This is a genomic window from Rathayibacter oskolensis (assembly GCF_900177245.1).
Taxonomy (GTDB): domain Bacteria; phylum Actinomycetota; class Actinomycetes; order Actinomycetales; family Microbacteriaceae; genus Rathayibacter; species Rathayibacter oskolensis.
Window position 1 is genome coordinate 174,002 of sequence record NZ_FXBM01000001.1, and the last position, 21,523, is coordinate 195,524.

The window sequence follows — 21,523 nt, forward strand, 5'->3', positions numbered from 1 at the left end:
AGGAACAGATGAACCAGCAGGCATTCGACCTCGAGGGCACGCGCCTCGTCTGGCGGGGCGACGGCGAGACGATCGTCGTCGAGCCGTGGGGAGCCGACAGCGTCCGGGTCCGCGCCGTCAGGATGGGCGAGGTGCTCGACACCGACTGGGCGCTCGTCGCGCCCGAGCCGATCGAGCCGGAGGTGCGGATCGAGGGCTCGCGGGCGACGCTCCGCAACGGCGGTCTCACCGTCGTCCTCGAGCAGGAGGAGGGCTACGGGTACCAGACCGGCTACCACGAGACCTCCTGTGCGCTCTCCTTCTTCGACGCCCGCGGGGAGCTCCTCTTCTCGGAGCTCGGCAGCGGAGGCGCTCTCAAGCTGCGCGCTCGCGAGCAGCGACCGCACCTCGGGGGCGACTACCGGCTGACCGCCCTCTTCGAGACGGCCGCCGACGAGAAGCTCTACGGGATGGGGCAGTACCAGCAGGACATCCTCGACCTCAAGGGATGCACGCTCGAGCTCGCGCACCGGAACTCCCAGTCGAGCGTGCCGTTCGTGCTCTCGAGCCGGGGCTACGGGTTCCTCTGGCACAACCCCGCGATCGGCCGGGCGACGTTCGCCTCGAACCGCACCGAGTGGACGGCGGAGTCGTCGAAGCAGCTGGACTACTGGGTGACCGCGGGCGACACCCCCGCGGCCATCACCCGGGCCTACGCCGACGCCACCGGCCACGTGCCGATGATGCCCGAGCACGGGCTCGGCTTCTGGCAGTGCAAGCTGCGCTACTGGAACCAGGAGCAGCTGCTCGAGGTCGCCAGGGAGCACAAGCGCCGTGGGCTGCCGATGGACGTGATCGTCGCCGACTTCTTCCACTGGCCGCACATGGGCGACTTCCGCTTCGAGGAGGAGTTCTGGCCCGATCCCTCCGCGATGGTCGCGGAGCTGCGCGAGCTGGGGATCGAGCTGATGGTCTCGGTCTGGCCGCAGGTCTCGGTCGAGTCCGAGAACTACGTCGCGATGAAGAGGGGCAACCTCCTCGTCAAGGCCGAGCGCGGCCTCGACCTGCACATGCAGTTCGAGGGTCCGAGCGCCTTCTACGACGCGACCAACGCCGACGCGCGCCGCTTCGTCTGGGAGGCGTGCCGTCGCAACTACGGAGAGCACGGCATCCGGCTGTTCTGGCTCGACGAGGCCGAGCCCGAGTTCGGCGTCTACGACTACGACAACTACCGCTACGCCGCAGGTCCGACCGTGCAGGTCGGCAACATCTACCCCCAGGCGTTCTCCCGAGGGTTCTACGAGGGGCAGCGGGCCGGCGGCGAGACCGAGATCGTGAACCTCGTCCGCACCGCGTGGGCGGGCAGTCAGCGCTACGGCGCACTGGTGTGGTCGGGAGACATCCACTCCACGTTCGCCGACCTGCGGCACCAGATCACGGCGGGCATCCACATGGGAGTGGCGGGCATCCCGTGGTTCACCACCGACATCGGCGGCTTCGCCGGAGGAGACCCGGGCGACCCGGCGTTCCGGGAGCTCCTGGTGCGCTGGTTCCAGTTCGGAGCCTTCAGCCCGGTGATGCGCCTGCACGGCGACCGGGCTCCGTCGGAACCCGTCCGGGCCGCGGACGGCTCGCGGCGAGCCCCGTCGGGAGCCGCGAACGAGATCTGGAGCTTCGGCGACGAGACCACTCCGGTGCTCGAGGCGCTCCTGAGGCTGCGCGAGCTGCTCCGGCCCTACACGCGCGAGGTGATGCGGGAGGCGCACGAGGCCGGTCAGCCGGTCATGCGCGGCGTCTTCCACGGGTTCCCGGGGGATCCGATCGCCTGGACCCTCGCCGACCAGTACCTGTTCGGCCCCGACCTGCTCGTCGCGCCGGTCACCGAGGCGGGGGCGGTCTCGCGCGAGGTCTACCTCCCGGCGGGGGCGAGCTGGACCGAGCTGTCCAGTGGCGCCGAGTACGACGGTGGCCAGTGGATCTCCGCCGCTGCGCCCCTCGACGTCATCCCGGTCTTCGCGCGCGACGGCCGCCAGGGGCACCTCGTCGGCGCGCTCTGACACGTCGCAGACGGCCCGTCGAGCAGCGCTCGGACGGGCCGTCTGCGACGGGTCGCACTGCCCCGGGCGTCAGCCGACCGTCGACAGCACGCCCGACACGATGACCGAGACGATCGTCGTCCACGCGACGATGGCGATGCCCTGCCAGACGAGGATCCGCACCCGCTCGATCCCGGCGGCCGCCAGCATCGAGGCCGTGAACTGAGTGGGCAGCAGCAGCGGGCCGAGCAGGCTCACTCCGGGAACCCCGTAGCGCTCGAAGGCGCGCTGGAACTTCGCCCGGCGGGGCGTCGGCGCGGGGGCGGGCTCGCCCGGGCCGCCGGCGGTGACCAACACTCGCCTGCGGTTCACGACGGCCTGCCGTGCCCCGGAGCTCAGCAGTACGACCAGCGCGACGCAGGCGAAGTTGCCGACGACGGCGGCGAGCGCGGCGATCACCGGGTGCACGCCTCCGATGATGCCGATCGTGGCCGCCCCCTCGCCCTCGACGAACGGCACCGCCCCGGCGGCGGCGACGATGATCGGCTGGACGAGGTCGGGGACCTGCGCGACGAGATCCTGGAAGGTGGTGATGACGCTCATGGCGGGCTCCTGACGAGTCGGGGACGGGTTCGTCCTGTCGTGCCTCCAGTCCAGCGGGGTCCGGAAGGCGACGGAAGTGCCCCTCTGTCACCGCCGGGCGGGCGCTCCTCCCGTCCGATCCGTGACATCTGTCACGCCCGTAGGGTGGGCGCGTGAGCATGCAGGCGGGGCCCGGGATCGACGTCGCGCGCTCGACCGTGCTGCTCACCCGGAGCATCACCGCGACCTGGTGGTACACCCTCACCGGCGTCCTGTTCCTCGACACCGTGCTCGTACTGGTCTGGACGTCGTCGCAGCTCCCCGCCGGCCCTGCCGCCGTCGCCGCGGTCGGTCTCGGCGGGCTCGTCTGGCTCGCCGCACAGGTGCCTCTGCTGCTGGGCTACCGCCTCCGCTCGGGATCGAGCACACCGCTGCTCTCGGCCGGCTCCCTCGTGCCCCTGGCGATCGCCGTCGGCTACGGCGCGCTCGCCGCCGTGGTCACGGGCTCGTGGGTCATGGCGGCGTTCCCGGTGGTGCAGGTGCTCGTGCTGCTCGACTGGGGTCCCGGCCTCCGCGTCCGCATCGTGATCGCCGCGACCGCCGTGCTGGCCGCGCTCTGGATCATCGACCTGCGGCTCGGCGCGATCCGCACCGATCACGAGGGCGCGCTCCTCCTGGGCTTCTACTCGACCGCCCTGCCCGCGATGACGGTGCTCTCGCTCTGGTGGTGGGACGTCCTCGCGATGCTCGACCGTGCGCGGGCCTCCGAAGCGCGGCTCGGCGCCACCCAGGAGCGCCTCCGGGTGGCGACCGACGTGCACGACCTGCAGGGGCACCACCTGCAGGTGATCGCCCTGCAGCTCGAGCTCGCCGAGCGTCTGATGGCGGCCGATCCGGAGGCGGCACTCGCCCAGCTGCGCGCCGCACGCACCAGCGTCGACGAGGCCCGGCAGGGCACGCGCGATCTCGCGACCCGGTTCCGCTCGGTGCCGCTCGGCGACGAGCTGGCGAACGCCGTCGACCTGTTGCGGGCGGCGGGCGTCTCCGCGGAGGCGTCGGTGCATCCCTCCGCCGACCTCGCGCCGGCCGCGGTGCTCGGCCCCGTCGTCCGCGAGACGACCACGAACGTCCTCCGCCACGGCGGCGGGCACTGGGCGCGGCTCTCGCTGCAGCCCGCGGAGGCGTCGTGGCGGTTCGACATCGAGAACGATCCCGAGTCCGAGGCGCCCGCCGACGACTCCGGAGGCGCGGGGCTCGAGGGCGTCGCCCGCCGCGTCGCCGAGGCGGGCGGCACCCTCGAGGTCGATCGCGGCCGGCAGGCGTTCCGCGTGACGGTCATAGTGCCGGCGGGGCTCGAGCCGTGATCCGCGTGCTGATCGCCGACGACGAGGCGATGATCCGCTCGGCGCTGGCCTCGCTCCTCGCTCTCGAGGACGACATCGAGGTCGTCGCGCAGTGCGCCGACGGCGAGGAGGCGCTCGTCGAGGCCGCCCGTCTCGCTCCCGACATCTGCCTCCTCGACCTCGAGATGCCGGGGCTCGACGGCGTCGACGTCGCCGAGAGGCTGCTCCGCACCGTCGCGACCCGGTGCATCGTGGTGACGCGGCACGCGCGACCGGGTGTGCTGCGCCGAGCTCTCGCCTCCGGAGTCTCGGGCTTCCTCCCCAAGTCGCGCGACGCCCACGAGGTGGCCGCCGTCATCCGCCGGGTCGCGGCGGGCGGCCGCTACGTCGACCCCGAGGTCGCCGCCGACGCGCTCAGCGACCAGCGCAGCCCCCTGACCGACCGCGAGCTCGACGTGCTGCGCGCGGGCCGTCGAGGCGAGACCACCGGCCAGATCGCTCGGGCCCTGTCGCTCGCTCCCGGCACCGTCCGCAACCACGTCTCGGCCGTGCTCGCGAAACTTGCGGTTCGCACCCGCCAGCAGGCGGTCCTCGTCGCGGAGGAGCGCGGCTGGCTCTGAGCGCGGCTGGCTCTGAGCGCCGCTGTCGCGCGCGGTGAGCGCCTCGAGCGTCAGGCCTCGTTGCGGAGGCGCTTCGGGGCGCGGGCGTCCCAGGCCTCGCGGAGCAGCTCGGCGAGGCGGTCGGACGCGACGCGGTCGAGGCGCACGAGCACGCTCGGGTGCCCGTCGTAGTGGCTCGTGGTGAAGAACGCGTCGGGGTCGCTCTGCAGAAGCGCCTCGCGTTCGCCGAGGTCGGCCCGCCACAGCACCAGCACTCCGGGCTGCTGATGCAGCCGCGCGAACATCATGGGCCCCGCGTAGAAGGCCGGTGTCCCGTAGGCGGTCCGCTCCTCGGCTCCCGGGAGCTGAAGCGCCAGCCGGCGCACGTCGTCGTCGCTGCTCATTCCGCCAGTGTGCTCCGCACAGCCCCGTTGGTCGAGTGCGAAGCCCGCGACGGCGTAGCGAGCGGCGTGGTCGTTTCGCGTCTGAGTAGGAGAGAAGAAGACTGCGCCCGCCGCCATCCATGCTGGTCGAGCCCGCAGCCCCGCAGAGGCGTATCGAGAACCCCCGTTTCAGCAGCTCGGACCGCTGACCGCGCCTTCTGAGGGACGCGGATCTCGATGCGCCCGCAAGCGGGCTACTCGATCCGGAGCAGCCCGGCTGGATCCGTCCGACGCGGATCGACCCGTCACAAACGGCCCGTCGAGCAGTGCTCGGACGGGCCTTCTCCGCCGGATCGGAGGGCCGAGCGAGTGGCCGGCCCGCCGACCGCGCGCTCAGGGTGCGTCGTCGCCGAGGGCGCGGGTCGCGAGCCGCAGCAGCGTGGCGCGCTCCTCGTCGTCGAGGCGGCCGACGGTCTCGTCGAACACGCCGTGCACGATCCGGGCGCCGTCCGACCGGAGGCGCTCGCCCTCGTCGGTGAGCTCGTGCCGAACGATGCGTCCCGTGCCCTCACGGCGGCGGAGCAGTCCGCGGTCGATCATCCGGCGCGCGAGCTCGCCCATGGCCTGATCCGTCTGGAAGGTGAGCACGGCGAGACGGTGCAGGGAGGCGTCGGGTTCCCGGTCGAGGTGCCGCATCACGTCCCACTGCACGAGGGAGAGGCGCAGGGAGGCGAGGCGCCGGTTCGCGTCGCGGTGGTGCCGCCACTGCAGCCGCTTCACAGCGAGGGCGACGTCGTCGACTGTCGTGGCCATGCGAGCCAAGGTATCAGGTTCCTTGTATCACGGCTCATAGCTCGTATAAGGTTCCGTATATCAGGAACCTTCAGAAGGAGATCGGCATGACCACCACCCAGGACATCGACATCGACGGCGTCACCCTGCGCCTGACCGCCGTCGGCGAGGGTCGCACGATCCTGCTGCTCCACGGCGGAGGTGGGACCGCCACCGTGCTGCGCTGGGCGGGCCTGCTCGCCGAGGCCCGCGGCGTACGGGTCCTCGTGCCCGCTCATCCCGGCTTCGACGGCACCCCGCGAGCCGCTTCGGTGGCGAGCGTCCGCGATCTCGCCGCGCTCTACCTCCGCCTGCTCGAGCGGCTCGACCTCGAGGACGTGACGGTCGCCGGCAATTCCATCGGCGGCTGGATCGCGGCCGAGATCGCCGCCGCGCGATCTCCGCGTGTCTCGGGCGCCGTCGTCATCGACGCCGTCGGCCTGGTCGTCGACGGCCACCCCTACGCCGACTTCTTCTCTCTGACACCCGCCGAGCTCGCTCAACGCAGCTACCACGATCCCGAGCGCTTCGGGATCGACCCGCAGGCGCTCCCTCCCGAGGCCCGAGCCGTGATGGCCGCGAACCGTCCGGTCATCGCGTACTACGGAGGCGACATGACCGACCCGACGCTCGCCGACCGGCTCCCGCGCATCGAGGTCCCGACGCTCGTCGTCTGGGGCGACGCAGATCGCATCGGCGACCCCGCGGTGGGGGAGGCGTACGCCGCCGCGATCCCGGCAGCGCGCCTCGCAGTGATCCCCGACTCAGGGCACCTGCCGCAGATCGAGACCCCCGATGCGCTCGTCGAGCTCGTCGGGAGTCTCCTCGACCTCACGGCGCGGGACGCCTGAGTCAGTACACGTCCTACTTCTTCGTGAGCGACGACTCCTTGTGGGCGGCCTTGGCGCCGGTCTTCTCGCTCTGCACGATCCAGTACGGGTCGTCGTCCGAGGCGTTGAACTTCTGGCCCTCGAAGTGGAACTCCTTCGTCTTCTTCTCGACGAGCTCCCCGTGGGTCTCGCCCTGCGAGGTGTTCCAGCTGATCGTGTCGCCCTTCTTCATGAGGAGCGTCCTCTCTCTCGTGGCGCGGTGGGCGCCGGTCTCGAATCGCGCGGGAGCGCGATCGTGGTGGTGACGTCGACGATCGCCGGGGTGGCGGGCGCCGACGAGAACCCGAAGTGCACGGGAGGCGACAGCGGCCGCAGCCCGCCGAGGTCGGCTCCCTCGAGCGTCGCCTCGACCCCGTGGATCCGCCGGATCGTGCGGACCCCGTAGTACTCGCGGCGGCCGTGACCCGCCGATCCCGCCGTGCCGACTCCCTCGACCAGCAGAGACGCGACGGGCGAGATCGCGGTGAGCCAGACCGGATGCTCGGCGACCGGTCCGGGGACGATGCGCAGCAGCCTCCCCAGCGGCGTCGGGCCGCCCAGCCGGAGCGACACGGAGAGCGGGCCGGCCGAGGCCGCGAGCCCGCCGTCGATGCGGCGCCACGACACCGGCTCGACCCGCAGCTCGTCGAACGCGTAGGTGTCGGCGATGAACTCGGCGACCTCCGGCGAGGGCGCGACGAGCATCCGGTGCCCGTCGCCCCGCTCGACCATCGCGTCGGCGAAGGCGCCGAAGGGAGTCGTCTGCCACAGCCCCAGCACCACGCGCGTGCCGGAGGCCGTGCCGAACCCCGCGATGCGCCCGGTGAAGCGCAGGCGTCGCAGGGCCCGGCCGGAACTCATGCGGCCGAGCGCAGCAGGGTGAAGGAGCCGTCGCGCACGATGAGCGTGGTGACCTCGCCCTCCACGACCTGACCGGGGTCGCTCGAGGAGGCGAGCGTCCACTCCGCGCCCGGCGCCTTCGGGACGGTGAACTCGACGCCGTTCTCGGCCGCGTTCATCAGCAGGGCGAAGGAGTCGCTGCCCTCGTGGGTGAAGACGAACGCGATCGAGCGCGCGTCGGGGTTGTCCCAGTCCTCGTCGGCGAAGCCCTCGGCGTCGGAGCGCAGGATGTCGACGGTGTCGGGCCCGCCGTCGCCGGGGGCGCGTCTGAACCACTTCGGGCGCAGCGCCGGCTGGGCGGCGCGGAGCGCGATCAGCTCGCGGGTGAAGGCGAGCAGCTCGCGGTCGGCGTTCTCCCAGTCGAACCACGAGATCTCGTCGTCCTGGCAGTAGGCGTTGTTGTTCCCGCCCTGGGTGCGGGCGATCTCGTCGCCGCCGAGGATCATCGGGACGCCCGCCGAGAGCAGGAGCGTCGCGAGGAAGTTGCGGCGCATCCGCGCGCGGCGCTCGTTCACCGCCTCGTTCTCGGTCGGGCCCTCCGCCCCGTTGTTCGAGGAGCGGTTGTCGCTCTCGCCGTCGTTGTTGTCCTCGCCGTTCGCCGCGTTGTGCTTGCGCGAGTAGGCGGTGAGGTCGGCGAGGGTGAAGCCGTCGTGCGCGGTGACGAAGTTGACGCTCGAGACGGGGCTGCGCTTGTCGGCCTCGTAGACGTCCGGCGAGCCGAGGATCCGCTGCGCGGTCGTGCCCAGCACCGAGTCGGCGCCGTGCCAGAAGTCGCGCACGTCGTCGCGGAACTTTCCGTTCCACTCCGACCAGTCGGCCGGGAAGCCGCCGACCTGGTAGCCCGCGGTGTCCCACGGCTCGGCGATCATCTTGACGGGTGCGAGCACCGGGTCCTGCGCGATCAGGTCGAGGAACGCGCTGTGCACCTCGGCCTCGCCCGTCTGGCGGGTGAGGGTGGTGGCGAGGTCGAAGCGGAAGCCGTCGATGTGCATCTCGGTGACCCAGTAGCGCAGCGAATCCATGATCAGACCGAGTGCCGCGGGGTGGGCGACGTTCAGGCTGTTGCCGGTGCCGGTGGTGTCGAAGTAGTTGCCGCGGTCGTCCTCGACGAGGCGGTAGTAGGAGCCGTTGTCGATGCCCTTGAACGAGAGCGTCGGCCCCTTGTCGTTGCCCTCGGCGGTGTGGTTGTAGACCACGTCGAGGATGACCTCGAGCCCCGCCTCGTGGAACGCCTTGACCATCGCCTTGAACTCGTCGACCTGCGAGCCGTCGTCGCCCGCGTGCGAGTACTCGTTGTGGGGCGCGAAGAAGCCGAGGGAGTTGTAGCCCCAGTAGTTGCGCAGGCCCTTCTCCTCGAGGTGCGAGTCCTGCACGAACTGGTGCACGGGGAGCAGCTCGACCGCGGTCACGCCGAGGTCGGTGAAGTGCTTGATCGCGGCGGGGTGCGCCAGCCCGCGGTAGGTGCCGCGGACGTCCTCCGGGATGTCGGGGTGCAGCTTGGTGAAGCCCTTCACGTGCACCTCGTAGACGACGGTCTCCTCGAGCGGGATCCGGGGCGCGACGTCGCCGCTCCAGTCGAAGGAGGCGGGGTCGGTCACCACGCAGCGCGGCACCGCCGACGCGTCGTCGGCGTCGTTGCGCGTGTCGGCGTCCTCGTAGAACTGCCCGAAGACGTCCTCGCTCCAGGTGTAGCCGCCCTCGATCGCGGTGGCGTGCGGGTCGAGCAGGAGCTTCGCGGCGTTGTGGCGGAGTCCGTTGGCCGGGTCCCACGGGCCGTCGACGCGCAGGCCGTAGCGGGTGCCGACTCCCATGCCGGGGACAATGCCGTGGAAGACGTGACCGGTGCGGTCGGTCAGGGTGACGCGGGTCTCGGCTCCGGAGGCGTCGAAGAGGCAGACCTCGACGCTGTCCGCGGTCTCGGAGTAGAGGGCGACGTTGGCGCCGTCGTCACCGCGGAGGGAGACGCCGAGCGGGTAAGGGAAGGAGCGGGGGGTTGCGGGCATGCGTCCATCCTGACGGGGCCGGTCCCGCGGCTTCTCGTGCTTGTCGGCCGCCCCCGCTGCCGGTACTGTTCCAGGCCGTCGCCGTCGGCGATCCTGCCGTCGTCAGGTCAGCCGGGCGTCGTCGCCCGCCGTGAACACGATCTTCCCGATCGTCCCGTCCGCGCCGGCGGCTCGGCGGGCGAGCACGTCCACGACGTCCTCGAGCGGATGCACGGCCCCGGGCTGCGGTCGCAGCTCGCCGGCCGCGGCCAGTGCGATCGCGCGGCCGATCCGCTCCGCGGTCGCCGTGAGGATGAGGTTCTGCACCCGCGGGCCGCCGCGACGGACGACGCCGGCCGCCTGCGCTCCGAGCGCGGGCCCGCTCGGGACGAGAGTGGTGAAGCGGCCGCCGTCGACCAGCAGGATCCCGGCGTCGGCCGCGCGGAGGTGGCCGGAGATGTCGACGACCGCGTCGAAGCGACCGGCGAGCACGCTCAGATCGAGGGCGCGGTAGTCGTGCGGCTCGGCCCCGAGGCTCCTCAGCAGGCCCGCGGAGGCGGCCGATCCGGTCGCGGCGACGGGGCAGCCCTCGCGCACCAGAAGCTGCACGGTGAGGTACCCGATGGCTCCCGAGCCGCCTCCGACGAGCACCTGCTCACCCGGGCCGACCCGGAGCGCGTCGACCACGCCGATCGCCGTGCCCCCCGACATGGCCAGGGTCACCGCCTGGGCGAAGTCGAGGGAGTCGGGCACCGGCACGAGCGCGCTCGCGCGGGCGATCGAGGCGTCGGCGAACGCGTCGCCGTCGCGGGTCATGCCGACGACGCGGTCGCCGATCGCGACGCCGCCGACCCCGGGGCCGAGCGCCTCCACCGTGCCGGCGATGTCGAGTCCGAACCCGAAGGGGCGGCGCTTGCCGATCTTCATGATCCGGGCGCTGCCCGCGAGGATCTTCTCGTCGGTCGCGTTGATGCTCGCGGCGCGGGTGCGCACGAGAACCTCGCCCCGCCCCGGCATCGGCACGGGAGCGTTCCGCCACGAGAGCACGTCCGGTCCGCCGAACCGTTCGTATCCGAGTCGTCGCATCGTTCCCGCCCTCCGCGCCGTCGTCCGGCTCCCGATCGAGCCTAGGTGCTGGGCCGCCGTCCACCCCTCCGAGCGCCCGCCCGGCCGGTGCTACCGTGACCGGCGGAGGTGCCCCCATGAGCGCAGACACGACCCCCGAGTTCTCCGGCTTCACCGGCGAAGGCCTGAGCGGTGCAGACCCGAGCGGTGCAGACCCGAGCGGACCGGACGCCGAGGCCCCCGACGACGTCCGCCCCGCCGGCCCCGAGGTCGAGGAGAACACGACCGCCGACGAGAGCCGCGACCCCGACCACGGCTACGACCCGATGAGCGAGAGCGGCTCCGAGAACGCGCCGGAGGACGAGGTGAGCGACTCCGAGGACGAGGAGGGCCTGCTCGCCCCCGGCAGCACAGCGGAGGGGAGCGGCACCTCCCTCGGCGCGGTCCCCGCCGAGGCGGCGCGCGAGGCCCGCCCGCTCAGCGCGGAGGGCTCCTCCGGGCAGCTCGCCGACGAGCGCTGGCGCCAGAACGGCGTCGACCCCCTCGCCTGATCCGACCCGGACGAGGCCCGGGTCGCGCGCCGCGTCCAGGAAGTACCCCGGTTGCTCGGAGGAGGCGTCCCGGCGCGCCCCGTAGCGTGCCGGGAGCGCGCCCGATCGGTCGCGCGGACGGGGAGTGCCATGTCGTTGTTCCTGAACCGCACCCGGGAGGACCGCTGGACGCCCGACGAACGTCGTGCGCTCGCGGAGGCTGTCGCGGAGGATCGCGCCGAGCTCTGGCGAGCGATCGGCGAGCTGGACCGCACCGTTGTCGTCTCGACCGAGGATCCGGGTACCCGCGGCGGGGCCCGCTGGCCGACCGATCACCGGGCGTTCCTCCGGGTCGATCGCGGCGCCTCCGTGGTGCTGGCCACCGACGGGCTCAGCGACCCCTTCGACCGCCTCGCCAGCCCGGGCACGGGGCTCGGACTCGAGCTGTGCCTCGAAACCTCCGCGCTGCGCGGGGTGCCCACGGCAGAGCTCTGGAACCACTGGCAGTTCCGGCTCCTCTACGAGTCCGCACGGCTCGCCGCCCAGCAGGGCGTCTGCTGCCGCACCGGGCTCGACACCGCGCTCCTCAGGGGTGCCGCTGCGCCGGAGTCGTGGACCGATCGCGACGGCGCGGTCGGAGTCCTGCTGGGCCTGCGCGGTGCGGGGCTCCCCGAGCGGATGGACCTGGCGACCGGGCACGCCGAGCTCGTGACGGTCACGCCGCTGTGGCCGGAGGAGTACGCCCGGGCGAGCGTCGACACCGCGGCGCGTGGCGAGATCGCGCAGCGGCTCCGAGAGCTGCCGCACGACGAGCTGGTGCACACCGCCCGGCCCTGCGTGGTCTGAGGCCTGTGCGGTCTGAGCCCTGCGTGGACTGAGGGTCGTACTCAGCCCTCGTCGTCGGCGGGCTCGGGCGAGACGACCATCTCTCCCGTGTTGTTCGCGCCGGCCACGAGCTGCTCGATCCAGGTGCGGTTGAGCGCGGGGCGCTTGCTGCCGGCGAAGCGGAAGTGCAGCGGCGTGGTCGGGTGGACCCAGACGGAGCTGCGCCCGGAGCCGGTCGCGGGCGACTCGCTCCACGAGAGGCTGAACGACTCGTTGCGGCGCATCTTCGTAAACATGGCGACTTTCAGGTGGGCCAGCAGGCGATCCTCGAGATCGATCTCGAGTGATTGCGGCCCGTAGATCAGTAGTCCCATCGCTTCCGCTCCTGTGCTGCTCACGACGACGCCGGGAGGAGACGCCGCTTGGAGCCTACGCCGGGCCGGGCGGAGTGCGGGAACGACGAACGCCCCGCCGGCCGGATCCTGGGATCACGGCCGACGAGGCGTCGGCGGTTCGAAGAACGGAGTCGGAGACTACTCGCCGACGCCGCGGATGTTCGCGGCCTGCGGGCCCTTGCGGCCCTGCTCGACGTCGTACTCGACGTGCTGGTTCTCGACGAGCTCGCGGTAGCCCTGCTTCGCGATGGCGGAGAAGTGCGCGAACACGTCGGCGCCTCCGTCGTCGGGAGCGATGAAGCCGAAGCCCTTTTCGGAGTTGAACCACTTAACGGTGCCAGTAGGCATGTCTTTTCCTTACGTGATGGTGACGTCTGCCGGAGCGGACGTCGTCTAGATTCCGCACGAGTGTGCGGTACCCGCTCGGCTCCGCCTCTGCGCGGATGAATCACGCGTCGGGAGGGAGTCGTTCGGGTCGTTGTGGGGGCGGAGGACATCTCCACGGGGGAGAACGTCTCCGCGGGGGAGAACGTCCCGCGAGCCGACGGAGTCGGTGGTGCGGGGGTCGAACGAGGAACGGCGCGGCTTCCGCGGCGTCCTGTGAAGGGCGGTACCCGCGTGCGAGGCGGGCGTTCGAACCGGCTGATCGAGGTTGATGCGCTCGATCACTGCGGCTTCTATCAGGGGCTGAGTCTCTTCGTCGTGGTGCGACTTCTCAGCCGTGGAATTCGGGCGATCGCCCAGGAGATGTCCCCAGCCTACGCGATCGGAGCGGTCGAGCGCGACCGCCCGTCGCACTCGGGCGCGGCGGGCGTCCCGCTCGGACCCCTCCGTGTGGCAGCATGCACCCGAGGGCGTCCGCCGGCGGACGCCTCCCCGTCCACCGCCTCCCGCCGCTTCGCAGGCGTCGGGAGCCCCCTTCCGGCGAGGCCAGACGACGATGCCCCCCACGAGCGGACCAGCGATCGCGCCGGAGCGCAGCGACCTCCGGCGCGAGCAGACCGAGGTCGGCGTGCGGGCCGCCCGCCGGGCCGGCGGGGTCTTCTTCGGGGCGACCGCGGCCAACCTGCTGATCCTCCCGCCCCGCGAGCTGGCGGGGACCGCGCCGATCCTGATCCTCCTCCTCGCCGCGACGGTCGTCCTCTTCGGGCGCCACGTGCTGCGACTGGAGGCCGATCGCGTCGTGGTCGCCGGCTATACGCTCGGTGCGCTCGCGCTGGTCGCGTTCCTGATCCCCGGCGTCGACGACCGCGCCCCGGCGGTCCTCGCCGCCGTGACGATGCTGGCCTCGATGGCTCTGCCGTGCGCCTTCATGGCGCTCGGCGCCTCCCGCCGCCTGCCGCTGATCGCGTCGGCCGCCTGCCTCCCGGTGATCGCCCTGAGTGCGGCGGCGAGCTGGGAGTCGGGACGGGCCGCCTTCGTGGCGGTGTCGGTGATCGCGTGCTGGATCGTGCTGGTGTCGGCGGCGCGCTGGCTCGCCTCGAGCGTCGAGCGCGCCGACATCGGGACCGAGCGGCTGCTCACCGCGCACGACGCCGAGCGGCGATCCAGCGAGAGCGAGGCGCGGCGCCGCTACGACGCCCGCCTGATGCACGACACGATCCTCGCGACGCTGACCCTGGTCGCCCACCGCGGCGAGGGCGTCCCCGCCGAGACCCTCCGCGCCCAGGCCGCCGCCGATCTCGACCTGCTGAGGCGTCTCGACGACACCGGTTCGTTGCCGCCGTCGGCGGGAGTCTCGGGCCGCGCCGAGCTGCCGGAGCCGTTCGCCGCCGTCGAGCGCCGCTTCCGCTCGCTCGACCTCGATGTGGTCTGGCACGTCGACGACGCGATCCGGCTCCCCGAGGCGAGCATGGAGGCGCTCGCCCGGGCCACGGGCGAGTGCCTCGAGAACGTGCGCCGGCACTCGGGGGTGCTCGCGGCCGACGTCACCCTCGCCAGGGGCGCGGAGGAGGTCCGCGTGGCGGTCTCGGACGCCGGCACCGGCTTCGACCTCTCGGCGGTCCCCGGTGGGCGACTCGGGCTCGCCGAGTCGGTCATCGGCCGCATGGAGGCCGTCGGGGGAGCGGTGAGGGTGTTCTCGGCGCCGGGCGCCGGCACGACGGTCCTGCTGAGCGTGCCCCGATGAGCGACCGGCGCGGGGACGGCGAGGAGGGGACGCTCCTCGCCCTCGTGCGCGCGGCCGAGCACGGACCCGCGACCCTGCGGGCGGTGCGCGCGCGGATCCAGCGCGCGCACCAGCTCAGCGCGAGCTACATGGGGGTCGGCTTCGTCGGGATGGGCGTCCTCCTGACGGTCAGGGGCATCGTCTCGTTCGTCTGGGGGGTGAACGCCGGAGCGGTCGGCGCGCTCACGGCGGCGGCCTGGGTGCTGGTGCTGCTCGGCTTCTCCGTCGCGGTCGCAGTCGCGATCCGGCGGCGCGGCGACCTGCCCCGCCCCCTGTTCGCGGGCATCGTGGCGATCGACGTCGTGGCACTCGGGATGGAGTTCGCCGACGTCGCTCTGTCGGACTCGGCGCCGTTCTACTACCCCTCGGTCTGCATCGGAGTCGCGGCGACCGCGCTCGGAGTCGTGTCGTTCCATCCGCTCTCGCGCACCACTGCGGCGATCGTCGTCCTGATCGCCACGAGTGCCGCGGTGGTGCTCCTGCAGGTGGTCCTGCTGCCCGATCGCCCCACGTACCCCTCGAACAACATCCTGACCGCTCTCGCGCCCCTCGCCGTCTGCGCCGTGATCCTCTCGACGCTCGACGACCACGTCCACCGCAAGCTCGACCGCACCCTCATCGACAGCATGATCGACGCACCCGCCACCGGCCCCGGCAGCCTCGCGGCGTCGGAGCTGTCGCGCGTCGACGCGCGGGTCGAGGAGCTCCTCGAGGAGGTGACTCGGCACCCCGGATCCGCTCCGCTGGATCCGGCGCTCGGCGAGCGCGGACGGATCCTCGGGGACGAGCTCCGCGGCGTGCTGGCCCTCAGTCGCGACCGGACCTGGCTCCGGATCGCCGTGGAGGAGTCGTCGCACCTCTCGGACGCGGTCTCGATCGACGATCCGGCCGGACTCGCGGGGGTGCTCGACGCGTCCGCCAGGGGGCGCCTCCTCTCGCTGCTCTGGCTGCTGACGGCGCCGGCCGCCGTCGTGCGACCCGAGATAGAGCTCGGATTCGCCCCGGGGCCGCCGGGACCCGCCGCCGTCGGGATCACCGTGACGGCTCGCGGAGCAAGGCCCCGCGATCTCGACCAGGCGATCTGGGGCATCCTGGGCGAACTGGGCAGCTCCCGCGTCGTCGTCCACCCGGGCGGGACCGCCGTTCACCTCGACCACCACCTCGCGCGGAAGCCGGCCCCATGACCCTCACCGACAGCCCGGGAATCGACCTGGCCATCCTCGACGACCACCCGATCCTGCTGAGTGCGCTGACGGAGTGGATCAACCGCTCCGACTCCGACATCCGCGTCGTCGCCACCGCGAGCAGCTGGACCGCGCTGCTCGCGCATCCCCGGTTCCCGACCGACGTCGTCCTGCTCGACATCGAGCTGGGCGACGACCTCGACCTCGGGATGAAGATCCGCACCATCACCGCCGCCGGCGCGGCGGTCATCATCATCAGCACCCACTCGGATGCGGCGACCATCACCGCAGCGCTCGCGGCGGGCGCCTCCGGCTACCTCGTCAAGAGCGAGCGGACGGAGGTGATCATCGACGCGATCCGCCGGGCCGCCGACGGAGGCAGGTTCGTGACGGCGCAGACCCGCGCGCTGCTGGGCGACTCCGCGGTCGGCTCGCTGACGCACCGCGAGCGGCAGGTGGTCGGCCTGTACGTCGAGGGGTCCTCGCTCAAGCAGGTCGCGACCGAGCTGGGCGTCACGCAGGACGCGGCGCGCAGCTCGCTGCGCAGTGCCCGGGCGAAGTACCGGGCTGCCGGTATGAGCGTGAGCACGAAGATCGCGCTCCGTCGTCAGGCGCTGCGCGACGGGATCATCGGTCGGCGGCCCTGAGGCTGTCGTGGTGGTCGTTCCCGAAGGGTGGGGAGGGCTCCGGCCGGAGGTCCTGTGCGGCGTATCGGGTCCGTCGCAGAAGCGATCCTGCCACGCCCGCGTCCCCTTTTCGAGGGTCCGGCATTAACGGGGGGCAGCCCGTCAGACGGTCTCGCGCCGCTTCTGCCGCGCCGGCTCCGCGGGCCGGTCCGGCCCGTTCCAGACCGAGACGATGCCCCAGACGACCGCTGCGATCGGCACCGCGAGAACGGCTCCGACGATGCCGGCGAGCACGGTGCCGATGGTCAGGGCGATCAGCACGATGAGCGGGTGCAGCTTGAGCGAGCGGGCCATCACGACCGGCTGGAGGAAGTTGCCCTCGAGCTGGTTGACCCCGATGACGACGATGATCACGATCAGCGCAGGGCCGGGTCCCGCCGAGACGAGAGCGACGAGTGCGGCCAGGATCCCCGCCGCCGTCGCCCCGACGATCGGGATGAAGGCCGTCAGGAACACGACCACGGCGAGCGGGATGGCGAGCGGGATCTGCAGGATCGCGAGGGCGACTCCGATGCCGATCGCGTCGACCGCCGCGACGATCGCCGTGCCGCGGATGTAGCTGCCCAGCACGTCGACCGACTTGTCGCCGACCCGGCGGGCGCGGTCGTAGCTCGACCCGGTGAAGGGGCGCAGGAGGAACTCCCAGATCTTCGGCCCGTCCTTCATGAAGAAGAACAGCACGACGATCATCAGCACGAGACCGGTCACGAAGTTCGCGGCGGCGGCGGCGCCGGCGAGCGCACCCGAGCCGAAGGAGCTCGAGGTGAGGAAGTCGACGACGCTCTGCTGGGCGTCGGCGATCTGCTGCTCGTCGATCTGGAAGGGCAGGTGCTGCACGTAGTCCTGCAGCGAGGCGATGCCGTCGGAGGCGCTGCTGACCAGCTCGTCCCACTGGTTGCGCACGGCGACGGTGATGAGCCATGCGACCGCTCCGAGGACCGCCAGGATGCTGAGCAGCGCGAGCCAGGTCGCGAGGATCGACGGCACACCCTTCCGGCGCAGCCACGCCAGGAGGGGGTAGATCGCGGAGGCGAGGATGAGCGCGATCAGCACCGGGATCAGCACGAGCGTCAGCTGCGTCATGGCCAGCACGAGCACCGTCGCGAGGGAGAGCACGATGATCACCTGGAGGCAGCGGAGAGCGAAGCGGCCGAGGCCGTCCCGCCACACCGTCGGCGGCTGCTCGGGCCGAGGCTCTCGTGGCGGGGTCACGGGGTCGGTGCGGTCGAAGAAGCCCATGGGGGAAAGGTACGCGAGCGGCGGATCCCGCGCCGCGGCTTGACGGGACCGGCCCGCGCCGCGGGCGGACGAGCTCGGTCAGGCGCTCCCACTGCGAAATCCGTTGCCGCCGCGGGGTATTGCAAAGGTAAATGCCCCCCCAAGAGGGCGAATCACCGAGAACTGTGCGGATCTCATTGCCTTCTCGACGGAATTCGCACTAGTGTCACGATGTCCATGCAGGCGCATGAATGGGGTGCGGCACCCGAAGCCGCACTGCAGTACCGCGCCTCCGTGCTCCGCGCTCGAGCCGGGCGGGAACCCGAAACTCCCTGCCCCGGTCAGCGGACCCCCACAACACCCGCCACCCTGGAGTAGTACCCCTGTGCCCACGACCTCCCTGAGAGGTGACTCCGGTGCGCCGTCGCGCGCACCGGAGTACGCCGCGCTTCCGCCGAGGACTCCCGCCGCCCTCGTCTTCGACGTCTGGCAGAGCCGCGCCCACTGGGACGCGGCCGGCCACCGCACCGGGATCGACACCCGGATCCGGATCCGCGTCGGCGCCCCCGCGGCGACACTCGCCGTGCGCGTGCGCTACCCCGCGTCGACGTGGGTCGGCGGCCGCCCGATCGCCCTCACCGGCGCCGGCTGGAGCTTCACGACCGCGACGGCCGACCTGAAGGGCGCCGTCGAGTACGTCTTCACCTGGCGGGGTCCCGCCCTCGGACTGTTCGAGGCCACTCCGGAGCTCGCCTACACCCTGACCGCGACCGTCCCGGGCCGGGTGCAGCTGTCGGCGACCGCCTCCGCGCCGAACGCCGGCCCGGTCGTCGCGCCGAGCTGGGGCGACGACGTGTACTGATCAGGCGTCTTGATCAGACGTCCTGATCAGGCGGGCACCCTGACCGTGAGCCCGCCGGGCTCGATCCAGGTGCGGAACGCGGAGGTCGAGCCGAAGGGGTCGCCGTCGAGCTCGATCTCCTGCGGGCGATCGAGCCGCACGACGAGCTCGCGGCCCTTCACGTAGCGCAGGGCCGCCACCTCCTTCGTCAGACCCATCAGCTTCTGCCCGACGACACCGGTCCGGCGGAGGACGCCGTTCTCCCAGACCACCTTGAAGATGATCTGCACCCAGCCGACGAAGCCCTCGGGGCGCAGCAGGACGATGTCGAACTCGCCGTCGTCCACCGCGGCGTCCGGCAGCAGGAGGATGTTCGCGGGGAGCGACCCGCAGTTGCCCACGATGATCGTGTGCGCACGCACCTTGCGGGTCTTGGACCCGTCGAGGCGGTAGCGGAACTCGAGCTGGTTCTTGTCGAGCAGCGCCTTCCGCAGCGCGTCGACGTAGGCGAGCCAGCCCGCGCGCTTCTTGAGGTCGTCGTCGGTGTTCGCGAGCATCTTCGCGTCGATCCCGAGCCCGGCCATGACCACGAAGGCGCGTCGGTCGCGGCCCTCGCTGGTCTCGATCTCGATCATGCCGACGTCGATGGGCCTGTCCTTGCCGGTGAAGGCGACGGTCAGGGCGTTGTCGACGTCGTCGAGGGTCAGGTCGAGGTTGCGGGCGAGCAGGTTGCCGGTCCCCGAGGGCAGCAGCGCCAGCGAGGCGTCGGAGCCCTGCAGTGCCTCCGCGACCACGCGCACGGTGCCGTCGCCTCCGGCCGCGATCACCATGTCGGCGCCGGCCTCGAGGGCCTCGCGCGTCTGGCCGGCTCCCGGATCCTCGACCGAGGTCTCGAACCACAGAGTCTCGTCCCAGCCCGCGGCCTCCTCGGCGCGCGTCACCGCGGCCTTCACCGCCTCGAGGTCGACCTTGACGGGGTTGTAGACCATCGCGGCACGGCGGCGCTCAGACATCCGAGCCGCTCTCGTCCTGGTCCTCGTCGTCGTCGATCCGGCCCGGGCGCACGGCGGCGTCGTCGCGGATCTCGATGTGCGTGTCGCCCGCATCGGTCGTCGAGACGTCGATGCGGGGAGCGGCATCGGCCTCGGTCGCCTTCGGCGCACTGGTCAACTGGTCTCGGCGATCGTCCGCCGTCTGGTCGCTCATCCCAGGACGGTATCAGCGCGTCCGACGCGGCCGCGTGGGGTTGCGCCGGGTGCTCAGCGCCCCGTGGACCGCGCCGCCTCGAGCCCCCAGAGCACGAGCGGGATCTGCAGCGGGAGGCGCAGGAGCGTGATCGCGCGGGTGCGCGGGCGTCGCGCATCCCGGGCAATCTGCACGTTGCCGGGGAACACGGCGGCCATCAGCGCGGCGGAGGCGAGGCCGCCGGCCCTCCGCGTGGGCGGCCAGAGCATCGCCGCCGCGCAGGCGATCTCGGCGGCACCGGAGGCGAGGACCCAGCCGCGGGCCGACCCAGGCATCCCGCGCGGCACGACCGCGTCGAAGGTGCTCGGGTGGGCGAGGTGGACGACTCCCGACACCGCCATCGCCGAGGCGAGCACGAGCGGGCCGGTGCCGAGTGGCCGCTGGGTCATCTGTCCTCCGCGCCGCGCTCGAGCGGCGCGACGTGGTCGAGGATCCGCCGCCACTCGCGCACGAGGGCGAGGCGCCCCGTGCCGTCGACGGTCGCGGTCCGCGCGTCGGCGAGGCGGCCGCGGTACCAGCGGCCGTCCTCCGCGCTCGCGACCGGGTCGGCGTCGCCGTGCACGATGAGGGCGGAGGCGGTCACCCGGTCGAGCTCGTCGGCCCACGATCCGTCGCGCAGGGCGGCGAGATCGGTCGCGGCGCCGCCCGGCCCCTGCCGCCATCCCTCGCCGAGCATGCGCTCGAGGCGATTGCGGACCCCGCCGTGCGCCGCGAGCACCGGGTCGCCGGACTCGATGCCGAGCGAGTCGATCCCCGGCACGTCGGCGGGGAGCGCCGCGCCGATGGCCGCCGCGTCCTCGCCGGGCAGCACCTCGCGGCGCTCCCACGCGTCGGTCGGGCGGACCAGGACGCCGGCCTGGGGGGGCGCGGGCGTGCCGACGATCGCCAGACGATCGACCAGATCGGGGTGGCGCGCCGCGAGGGAGAGCGCGAAGACGCCTCCCGAGCCCCAGCCGACCACGCCGACACTGCCGAACCGGGCGCCGTCGACCATGCGCGCGGTGCGCTCGGATCGGCGCAGGTACTCCGCGAGGTCGTCGGCGCGGTCCTGCACGCTGCCGTGCGCCGCGTCGACGGGGTCGGAGGCGCCGTAGCCCGGGCGGTCGAGGATGAGCAGGTGCAGCCCCCAGGGGCCGGTGACGAGCGGATCGGGATCGAAGCCGCCCGCTCCGGGGGTGGGGTGGCAGAAGACCACGAGGCGGTCGGCGATGGGATCGCCCGCCGCCGAGACGCCGATCCCGCGGCCGGACCGCAGCTCGAAACGGTGGTTCGCCATGTCGCCTCCCGGGTGCCGCCGTCTGTCGGCGGAGCGCGTCCAGTCAAGCGGAAGCGGGGCGTTCTGCGCTGGGCCTTGTGCCCCGGCGTATCGTGACGGCATGGCTGATCAACGACCGATCGGATACTGGCTGGCGCTCGTCGACCGCCTCATCGAGGAGCGCTTCGCGCTGATCCTCGAGGAGCACGGCGTGACCCGGAGGCAGTGGCAGCTGCTCGAGACCCTGCGGCGCGGGCCGTCGCCGGCCGCCGAGCTCGACCGGGTGCTCGCGCCGTTCCTGCGACCGCCGAGCGAGGAGGAGCCGCAGGGCGAGGGCGCGGTCGTCCACCTCGCCGAACTGGTCGAGAGCGGCTGGGTGGCGGTCGAGGGAGAGCTCTTCTCGCTCACCGACCGCGGCGCCGTCGCGACCGGGCGACTCGAGGAGGTGGTCGGCGCCGAGCGGACCGCGGTCATGACGGGCCTCACCGAGGAGGACTACGAGCGGACGCTCGTGACGCTGCGCCTGATGGCCGCGAACCTCGGCTGGGACGACGCCGCCTGAGGCGGGACGCCGCACCGGCCTCCTGACACGTGAGGGCCGCCTCCGC

General features: G+C 72.5%; 25 protein-coding genes. 11 read left to right on the top strand and 14 right to left on the bottom strand.

Annotation, left to right across the window (positions count from 1 at the left end; genetic code table 11):
* The first annotated feature begins 8 nt into the window (after positions 1-8).
* Positions 9-2,036 carry a glycoside hydrolase family 31 protein gene (locus B9Y99_RS00885; RefSeq protein ID WP_129587839.1) on the top strand — a complete coding sequence of 676 codons (2,028 nt, stop codon included), beginning with the start codon at positions 9-11 and terminating at the stop codon, positions 2,034-2,036.
* A gap of 69 nt (positions 2,037-2,105) precedes the next feature.
* Here B9Y99_RS00885 and B9Y99_RS00890 read toward each other — a convergent pair whose 3' ends face one another.
* Positions 2,106-2,618, bottom strand: a complete 513-nt coding sequence (locus tag B9Y99_RS00890; RefSeq protein WP_085474737.1) for a small multidrug efflux protein — start codon at positions 2,616-2,618, stop codon at positions 2,106-2,108.
* Positions 2,619-2,776: 158 nt separating this feature from the next.
* Here B9Y99_RS00890 and B9Y99_RS00895 point away from each other — a divergent pair, with 158 nt between their 5' ends.
* Both B9Y99_RS00895 and B9Y99_RS00900 read left to right on the top strand, forming a co-directional pair.
* Complete coding sequence (locus B9Y99_RS00895) at positions 2,777-3,961, top strand: sensor histidine kinase (RefSeq protein ID WP_085476172.1); 1,185 nt, start codon at positions 2,777-2,779, stop codon at positions 3,959-3,961.
* The gene (locus B9Y99_RS00900) at positions 3,958-4,560 is read left to right on the top strand and encodes a response regulator transcription factor (protein WP_085474738.1); all 603 of its coding nucleotides are present in this window, start codon (positions 3,958-3,960) and stop codon (positions 4,558-4,560) included. The genes B9Y99_RS00895 and B9Y99_RS00900 overlap by 4 nt, the downstream gene beginning before the upstream one ends.
* A 50-nt stretch (positions 4,561-4,610) precedes the next feature.
* On the opposite strand, the gene B9Y99_RS00905 is transcribed toward B9Y99_RS00900, so the two are convergent.
* Positions 4,611-4,943, bottom strand: a complete 333-nt coding sequence (locus tag B9Y99_RS00905) for an MmcQ/YjbR family DNA-binding protein (RefSeq protein ID WP_085474739.1) — start codon at positions 4,941-4,943, stop codon at positions 4,611-4,613.
* A gap of 372 nt (positions 4,944-5,315) precedes the next feature.
* Positions 5,316-5,735, bottom strand: coding sequence for a MarR family winged helix-turn-helix transcriptional regulator (locus tag B9Y99_RS00910; protein ID WP_085474740.1), 420 nt, complete (start codon positions 5,733-5,735; stop codon positions 5,316-5,318).
* Positions 5,736-5,821: 86 nt separating this feature from the next.
* Here B9Y99_RS00910 and B9Y99_RS00915 point away from each other — a divergent pair, with 86 nt between their 5' ends.
* Positions 5,822-6,604, top strand: a complete 783-nt coding sequence (locus B9Y99_RS00915; RefSeq protein WP_085474741.1) for an alpha/beta fold hydrolase — start codon at positions 5,822-5,824, stop codon at positions 6,602-6,604.
* Between the two features lie 13 nt (positions 6,605-6,617).
* Here the strand turns inward: B9Y99_RS00915 and B9Y99_RS00920 are convergent, their stop codons facing one another.
* From B9Y99_RS00920 to B9Y99_RS00935, 4 genes are all read right to left on the bottom strand, one after another.
* Positions 6,618-6,815, bottom strand: coding sequence for a hypervirulence associated TUDOR domain-containing protein (locus B9Y99_RS00920; RefSeq protein WP_085474742.1), 198 nt, complete (start codon positions 6,813-6,815; stop codon positions 6,618-6,620).
* Complete coding sequence (locus B9Y99_RS00925) at positions 6,812-7,483, bottom strand: hypothetical protein (RefSeq protein ID WP_085474743.1); 672 nt, start codon at positions 7,481-7,483, stop codon at positions 6,812-6,814. The genes B9Y99_RS00920 and B9Y99_RS00925 overlap by 4 nt, the downstream gene beginning before the upstream one ends.
* The gene (gene glgX, locus B9Y99_RS00930) at positions 7,480-9,525 is read right to left on the bottom strand and encodes a glycogen debranching protein GlgX (RefSeq protein WP_085474744.1); all 2,046 of its coding nucleotides are present in this window, start codon (positions 9,523-9,525) and stop codon (positions 7,480-7,482) included. The genes B9Y99_RS00925 and glgX overlap by 4 nt, the downstream gene beginning before the upstream one ends.
* 102 nt (positions 9,526-9,627) lie before the next feature.
* Positions 9,628-10,590: a quinone oxidoreductase family protein gene (locus tag B9Y99_RS00935; protein WP_085474745.1), complete on the bottom strand. Its 963-nt coding sequence runs from the start codon at positions 10,588-10,590 to the stop codon at positions 9,628-9,630.
* A gap of 116 nt (positions 10,591-10,706) precedes the next feature.
* Between B9Y99_RS00935 and B9Y99_RS00940 the strand changes: the two genes are divergently transcribed.
* Positions 10,707-11,120, top strand: a complete 414-nt coding sequence (locus tag B9Y99_RS00940; RefSeq protein ID WP_085474746.1) for a hypothetical protein — start codon at positions 10,707-10,709, stop codon at positions 11,118-11,120.
* A gap of 129 nt (positions 11,121-11,249) precedes the next feature.
* The gene (locus tag B9Y99_RS00945; protein ID WP_085474747.1) at positions 11,250-11,945 is read left to right on the top strand and encodes a hypothetical protein; all 696 of its coding nucleotides are present in this window, start codon (positions 11,250-11,252) and stop codon (positions 11,943-11,945) included.
* A gap of 41 nt (positions 11,946-11,986) precedes the next feature.
* Here the strand turns inward: B9Y99_RS00945 and B9Y99_RS00950 are convergent, their stop codons facing one another.
* Positions 11,987-12,298: a DUF7882 family protein gene (locus tag B9Y99_RS00950; RefSeq protein WP_085474748.1), complete on the bottom strand. Its 312-nt coding sequence runs from the start codon at positions 12,296-12,298 to the stop codon at positions 11,987-11,989.
* A 159-nt stretch (positions 12,299-12,457) separates the two neighbouring features.
* Entirely contained in the window at positions 12,458-12,667 is a 210-nt protein-coding gene (locus B9Y99_RS00955; protein WP_055786246.1) for a cold-shock protein, read from the bottom strand.
* Between the two features lie 592 nt (positions 12,668-13,259).
* Here B9Y99_RS00955 and B9Y99_RS00960 point away from each other — a divergent pair.
* The 3 genes from B9Y99_RS00960 to B9Y99_RS00970 are packed head-to-tail and all read left to right on the top strand — an operon-like array spanning position 13,260 to position 16,317.
* Positions 13,260-14,447 carry a sensor histidine kinase gene (locus B9Y99_RS00960; protein ID WP_085474749.1) on the top strand — a complete coding sequence of 396 codons (1,188 nt, stop codon included), beginning with the start codon at positions 13,260-13,262 and terminating at the stop codon, positions 14,445-14,447.
* The gene (locus B9Y99_RS00965) at positions 14,444-15,670 is read left to right on the top strand and encodes a hypothetical protein (RefSeq protein ID WP_085474750.1); all 1,227 of its coding nucleotides are present in this window, start codon (positions 14,444-14,446) and stop codon (positions 15,668-15,670) included. Before B9Y99_RS00960 ends, B9Y99_RS00965 begins: the two co-directional genes overlap by 4 nt.
* Positions 15,667-16,317: a response regulator transcription factor gene (locus B9Y99_RS00970; protein WP_085474751.1), complete on the top strand. Its 651-nt coding sequence runs from the start codon at positions 15,667-15,669 to the stop codon at positions 16,315-16,317. Before B9Y99_RS00965 ends, B9Y99_RS00970 begins: the two co-directional genes overlap by 4 nt.
* A gap of 141 nt (positions 16,318-16,458) precedes the next feature.
* Here the strand turns inward: B9Y99_RS00970 and B9Y99_RS00975 are convergent, their stop codons facing one another.
* Positions 16,459-17,595, bottom strand: coding sequence for an AI-2E family transporter (locus B9Y99_RS00975; RefSeq protein ID WP_085474752.1), 1,137 nt, complete (start codon positions 17,593-17,595; stop codon positions 16,459-16,461).
* A 364-nt stretch (positions 17,596-17,959) separates the two neighbouring features.
* On the opposite strand from B9Y99_RS00975, the gene B9Y99_RS00980 reads away from it, so the two are divergent.
* Positions 17,960-18,436, top strand: a complete 477-nt coding sequence (locus B9Y99_RS00980) for a hypothetical protein (RefSeq protein WP_085474753.1) — start codon at positions 17,960-17,962, stop codon at positions 18,434-18,436.
* 26 nt (positions 18,437-18,462) lie between these two features.
* Here B9Y99_RS00980 and B9Y99_RS00985 read toward each other — a convergent pair whose 3' ends face one another.
* The 4 genes from B9Y99_RS00985 to B9Y99_RS01000 are packed head-to-tail and all read right to left on the bottom strand — an operon-like array spanning position 18,463 to position 20,936.
* The gene (locus tag B9Y99_RS00985) at positions 18,463-19,428 is read right to left on the bottom strand and encodes a diacylglycerol/lipid kinase family protein (protein ID WP_085474754.1); all 966 of its coding nucleotides are present in this window, start codon (positions 19,426-19,428) and stop codon (positions 18,463-18,465) included.
* Positions 19,421-19,621, bottom strand: a complete 201-nt coding sequence (locus B9Y99_RS00990) for a hypothetical protein (protein WP_085474755.1) — start codon at positions 19,619-19,621, stop codon at positions 19,421-19,423. The genes B9Y99_RS00985 and B9Y99_RS00990 overlap by 8 nt, the downstream gene beginning before the upstream one ends.
* 53 nt (positions 19,622-19,674) lie before the next feature.
* Positions 19,675-20,049, bottom strand: coding sequence for a DoxX family protein (locus B9Y99_RS00995; RefSeq protein WP_085474756.1), 375 nt, complete (start codon positions 20,047-20,049; stop codon positions 19,675-19,677).
* On the bottom strand, positions 20,046-20,936 hold the full coding sequence (locus tag B9Y99_RS01000; RefSeq protein WP_165759501.1) for an alpha/beta fold hydrolase: 891 nt from the start codon (positions 20,934-20,936) through the stop codon (positions 20,046-20,048). Before B9Y99_RS01000 ends, B9Y99_RS00995 begins: the two co-directional genes overlap by 4 nt.
* Before the next feature lie 100 nt (positions 20,937-21,036).
* Between B9Y99_RS01000 and B9Y99_RS01005 the strand changes: the two genes are divergently transcribed.
* Positions 21,037-21,477, top strand: coding sequence for a transcriptional regulator (locus tag B9Y99_RS01005; protein WP_085474758.1), 441 nt, complete (start codon positions 21,037-21,039; stop codon positions 21,475-21,477).
* Positions 21,478-21,523 lie beyond the last annotated feature (46 nt).

Coding starts and splice junctions, on each gene's coding strand:
- B9Y99_RS00945 (WP_085474747.1), top strand. CDS start 11,250: ATGTCGTTGTTCCTGAACCGCACCCGGGAGGACCGCTGGACGCCCGAC.
- B9Y99_RS00915 (WP_085474741.1), top strand. CDS start 5,822: ATGACCACCACCCAGGACATCGACATCGACGGCGTCACCCTGCGCCTG.
- B9Y99_RS00935 (WP_085474745.1), bottom strand. CDS start 10,590: ATGCGACGACTCGGATACGAACGGTTCGGCGGACCGGACGTGCTCTCG.
- B9Y99_RS00925 (WP_085474743.1), bottom strand. CDS start 7,483: ATGAGTTCCGGCCGGGCCCTGCGACGCCTGCGCTTCACCGGGCGCATC.
- B9Y99_RS00890 (WP_085474737.1), bottom strand. CDS start 2,618: ATGAGCGTCATCACCACCTTCCAGGATCTCGTCGCGCAGGTCCCCGAC.
- B9Y99_RS00960 (WP_085474749.1), top strand. CDS start 13,260: ATGCCCCCCACGAGCGGACCAGCGATCGCGCCGGAGCGCAGCGACCTC.
- B9Y99_RS01000 (WP_165759501.1), bottom strand. CDS start 20,936: ATGGCGAACCACCGTTTCGAGCTGCGGTCCGGCCGCGGGATCGGCGTC.
- B9Y99_RS00905 (WP_085474739.1), bottom strand. CDS start 4,943: ATGAGCAGCGACGACGACGTGCGCCGGCTGGCGCTTCAGCTCCCGGGA.
- B9Y99_RS00910 (WP_085474740.1), bottom strand. CDS start 5,735: ATGGCCACGACAGTCGACGACGTCGCCCTCGCTGTGAAGCGGCTGCAG.
- B9Y99_RS00975 (WP_085474752.1), bottom strand. CDS start 17,595: ATGGGCTTCTTCGACCGCACCGACCCCGTGACCCCGCCACGAGAGCCT.
- B9Y99_RS00950 (WP_085474748.1), bottom strand. CDS start 12,298: ATGGGACTACTGATCTACGGGCCGCAATCACTCGAGATCGATCTCGAG.
- B9Y99_RS00940 (WP_085474746.1), top strand. CDS start 10,707: ATGAGCGCAGACACGACCCCCGAGTTCTCCGGCTTCACCGGCGAAGGC.
- B9Y99_RS00955 (WP_055786246.1), bottom strand. CDS start 12,667: ATGCCTACTGGCACCGTTAAGTGGTTCAACTCCGAAAAGGGCTTCGGC.
- glgX (WP_085474744.1), bottom strand. CDS start 9,525: ATGCCCGCAACCCCCCGCTCCTTCCCTTACCCGCTCGGCGTCTCCCTC.
- B9Y99_RS00885 (WP_129587839.1), top strand. CDS start 9: ATGAACCAGCAGGCATTCGACCTCGAGGGCACGCGCCTCGTCTGGCGG.
- B9Y99_RS00965 (WP_085474750.1), top strand. CDS start 14,444: ATGAGCGACCGGCGCGGGGACGGCGAGGAGGGGACGCTCCTCGCCCTC.
- B9Y99_RS01005 (WP_085474758.1), top strand. CDS start 21,037: ATGGCTGATCAACGACCGATCGGATACTGGCTGGCGCTCGTCGACCGC.
- B9Y99_RS00895 (WP_085476172.1), top strand. CDS start 2,777: ATGCAGGCGGGGCCCGGGATCGACGTCGCGCGCTCGACCGTGCTGCTC.
- B9Y99_RS00920 (WP_085474742.1), bottom strand. CDS start 6,815: ATGAAGAAGGGCGACACGATCAGCTGGAACACCTCGCAGGGCGAGACC.
- B9Y99_RS00985 (WP_085474754.1), bottom strand. CDS start 19,428: ATGTCTGAGCGCCGCCGTGCCGCGATGGTCTACAACCCCGTCAAGGTC.
- B9Y99_RS00990 (WP_085474755.1), bottom strand. CDS start 19,621: ATGAGCGACCAGACGGCGGACGATCGCCGAGACCAGTTGACCAGTGCG.
- B9Y99_RS00970 (WP_085474751.1), top strand. CDS start 15,667: ATGACCCTCACCGACAGCCCGGGAATCGACCTGGCCATCCTCGACGAC.
- B9Y99_RS00995 (WP_085474756.1), bottom strand. CDS start 20,049: ATGACCCAGCGGCCACTCGGCACCGGCCCGCTCGTGCTCGCCTCGGCG.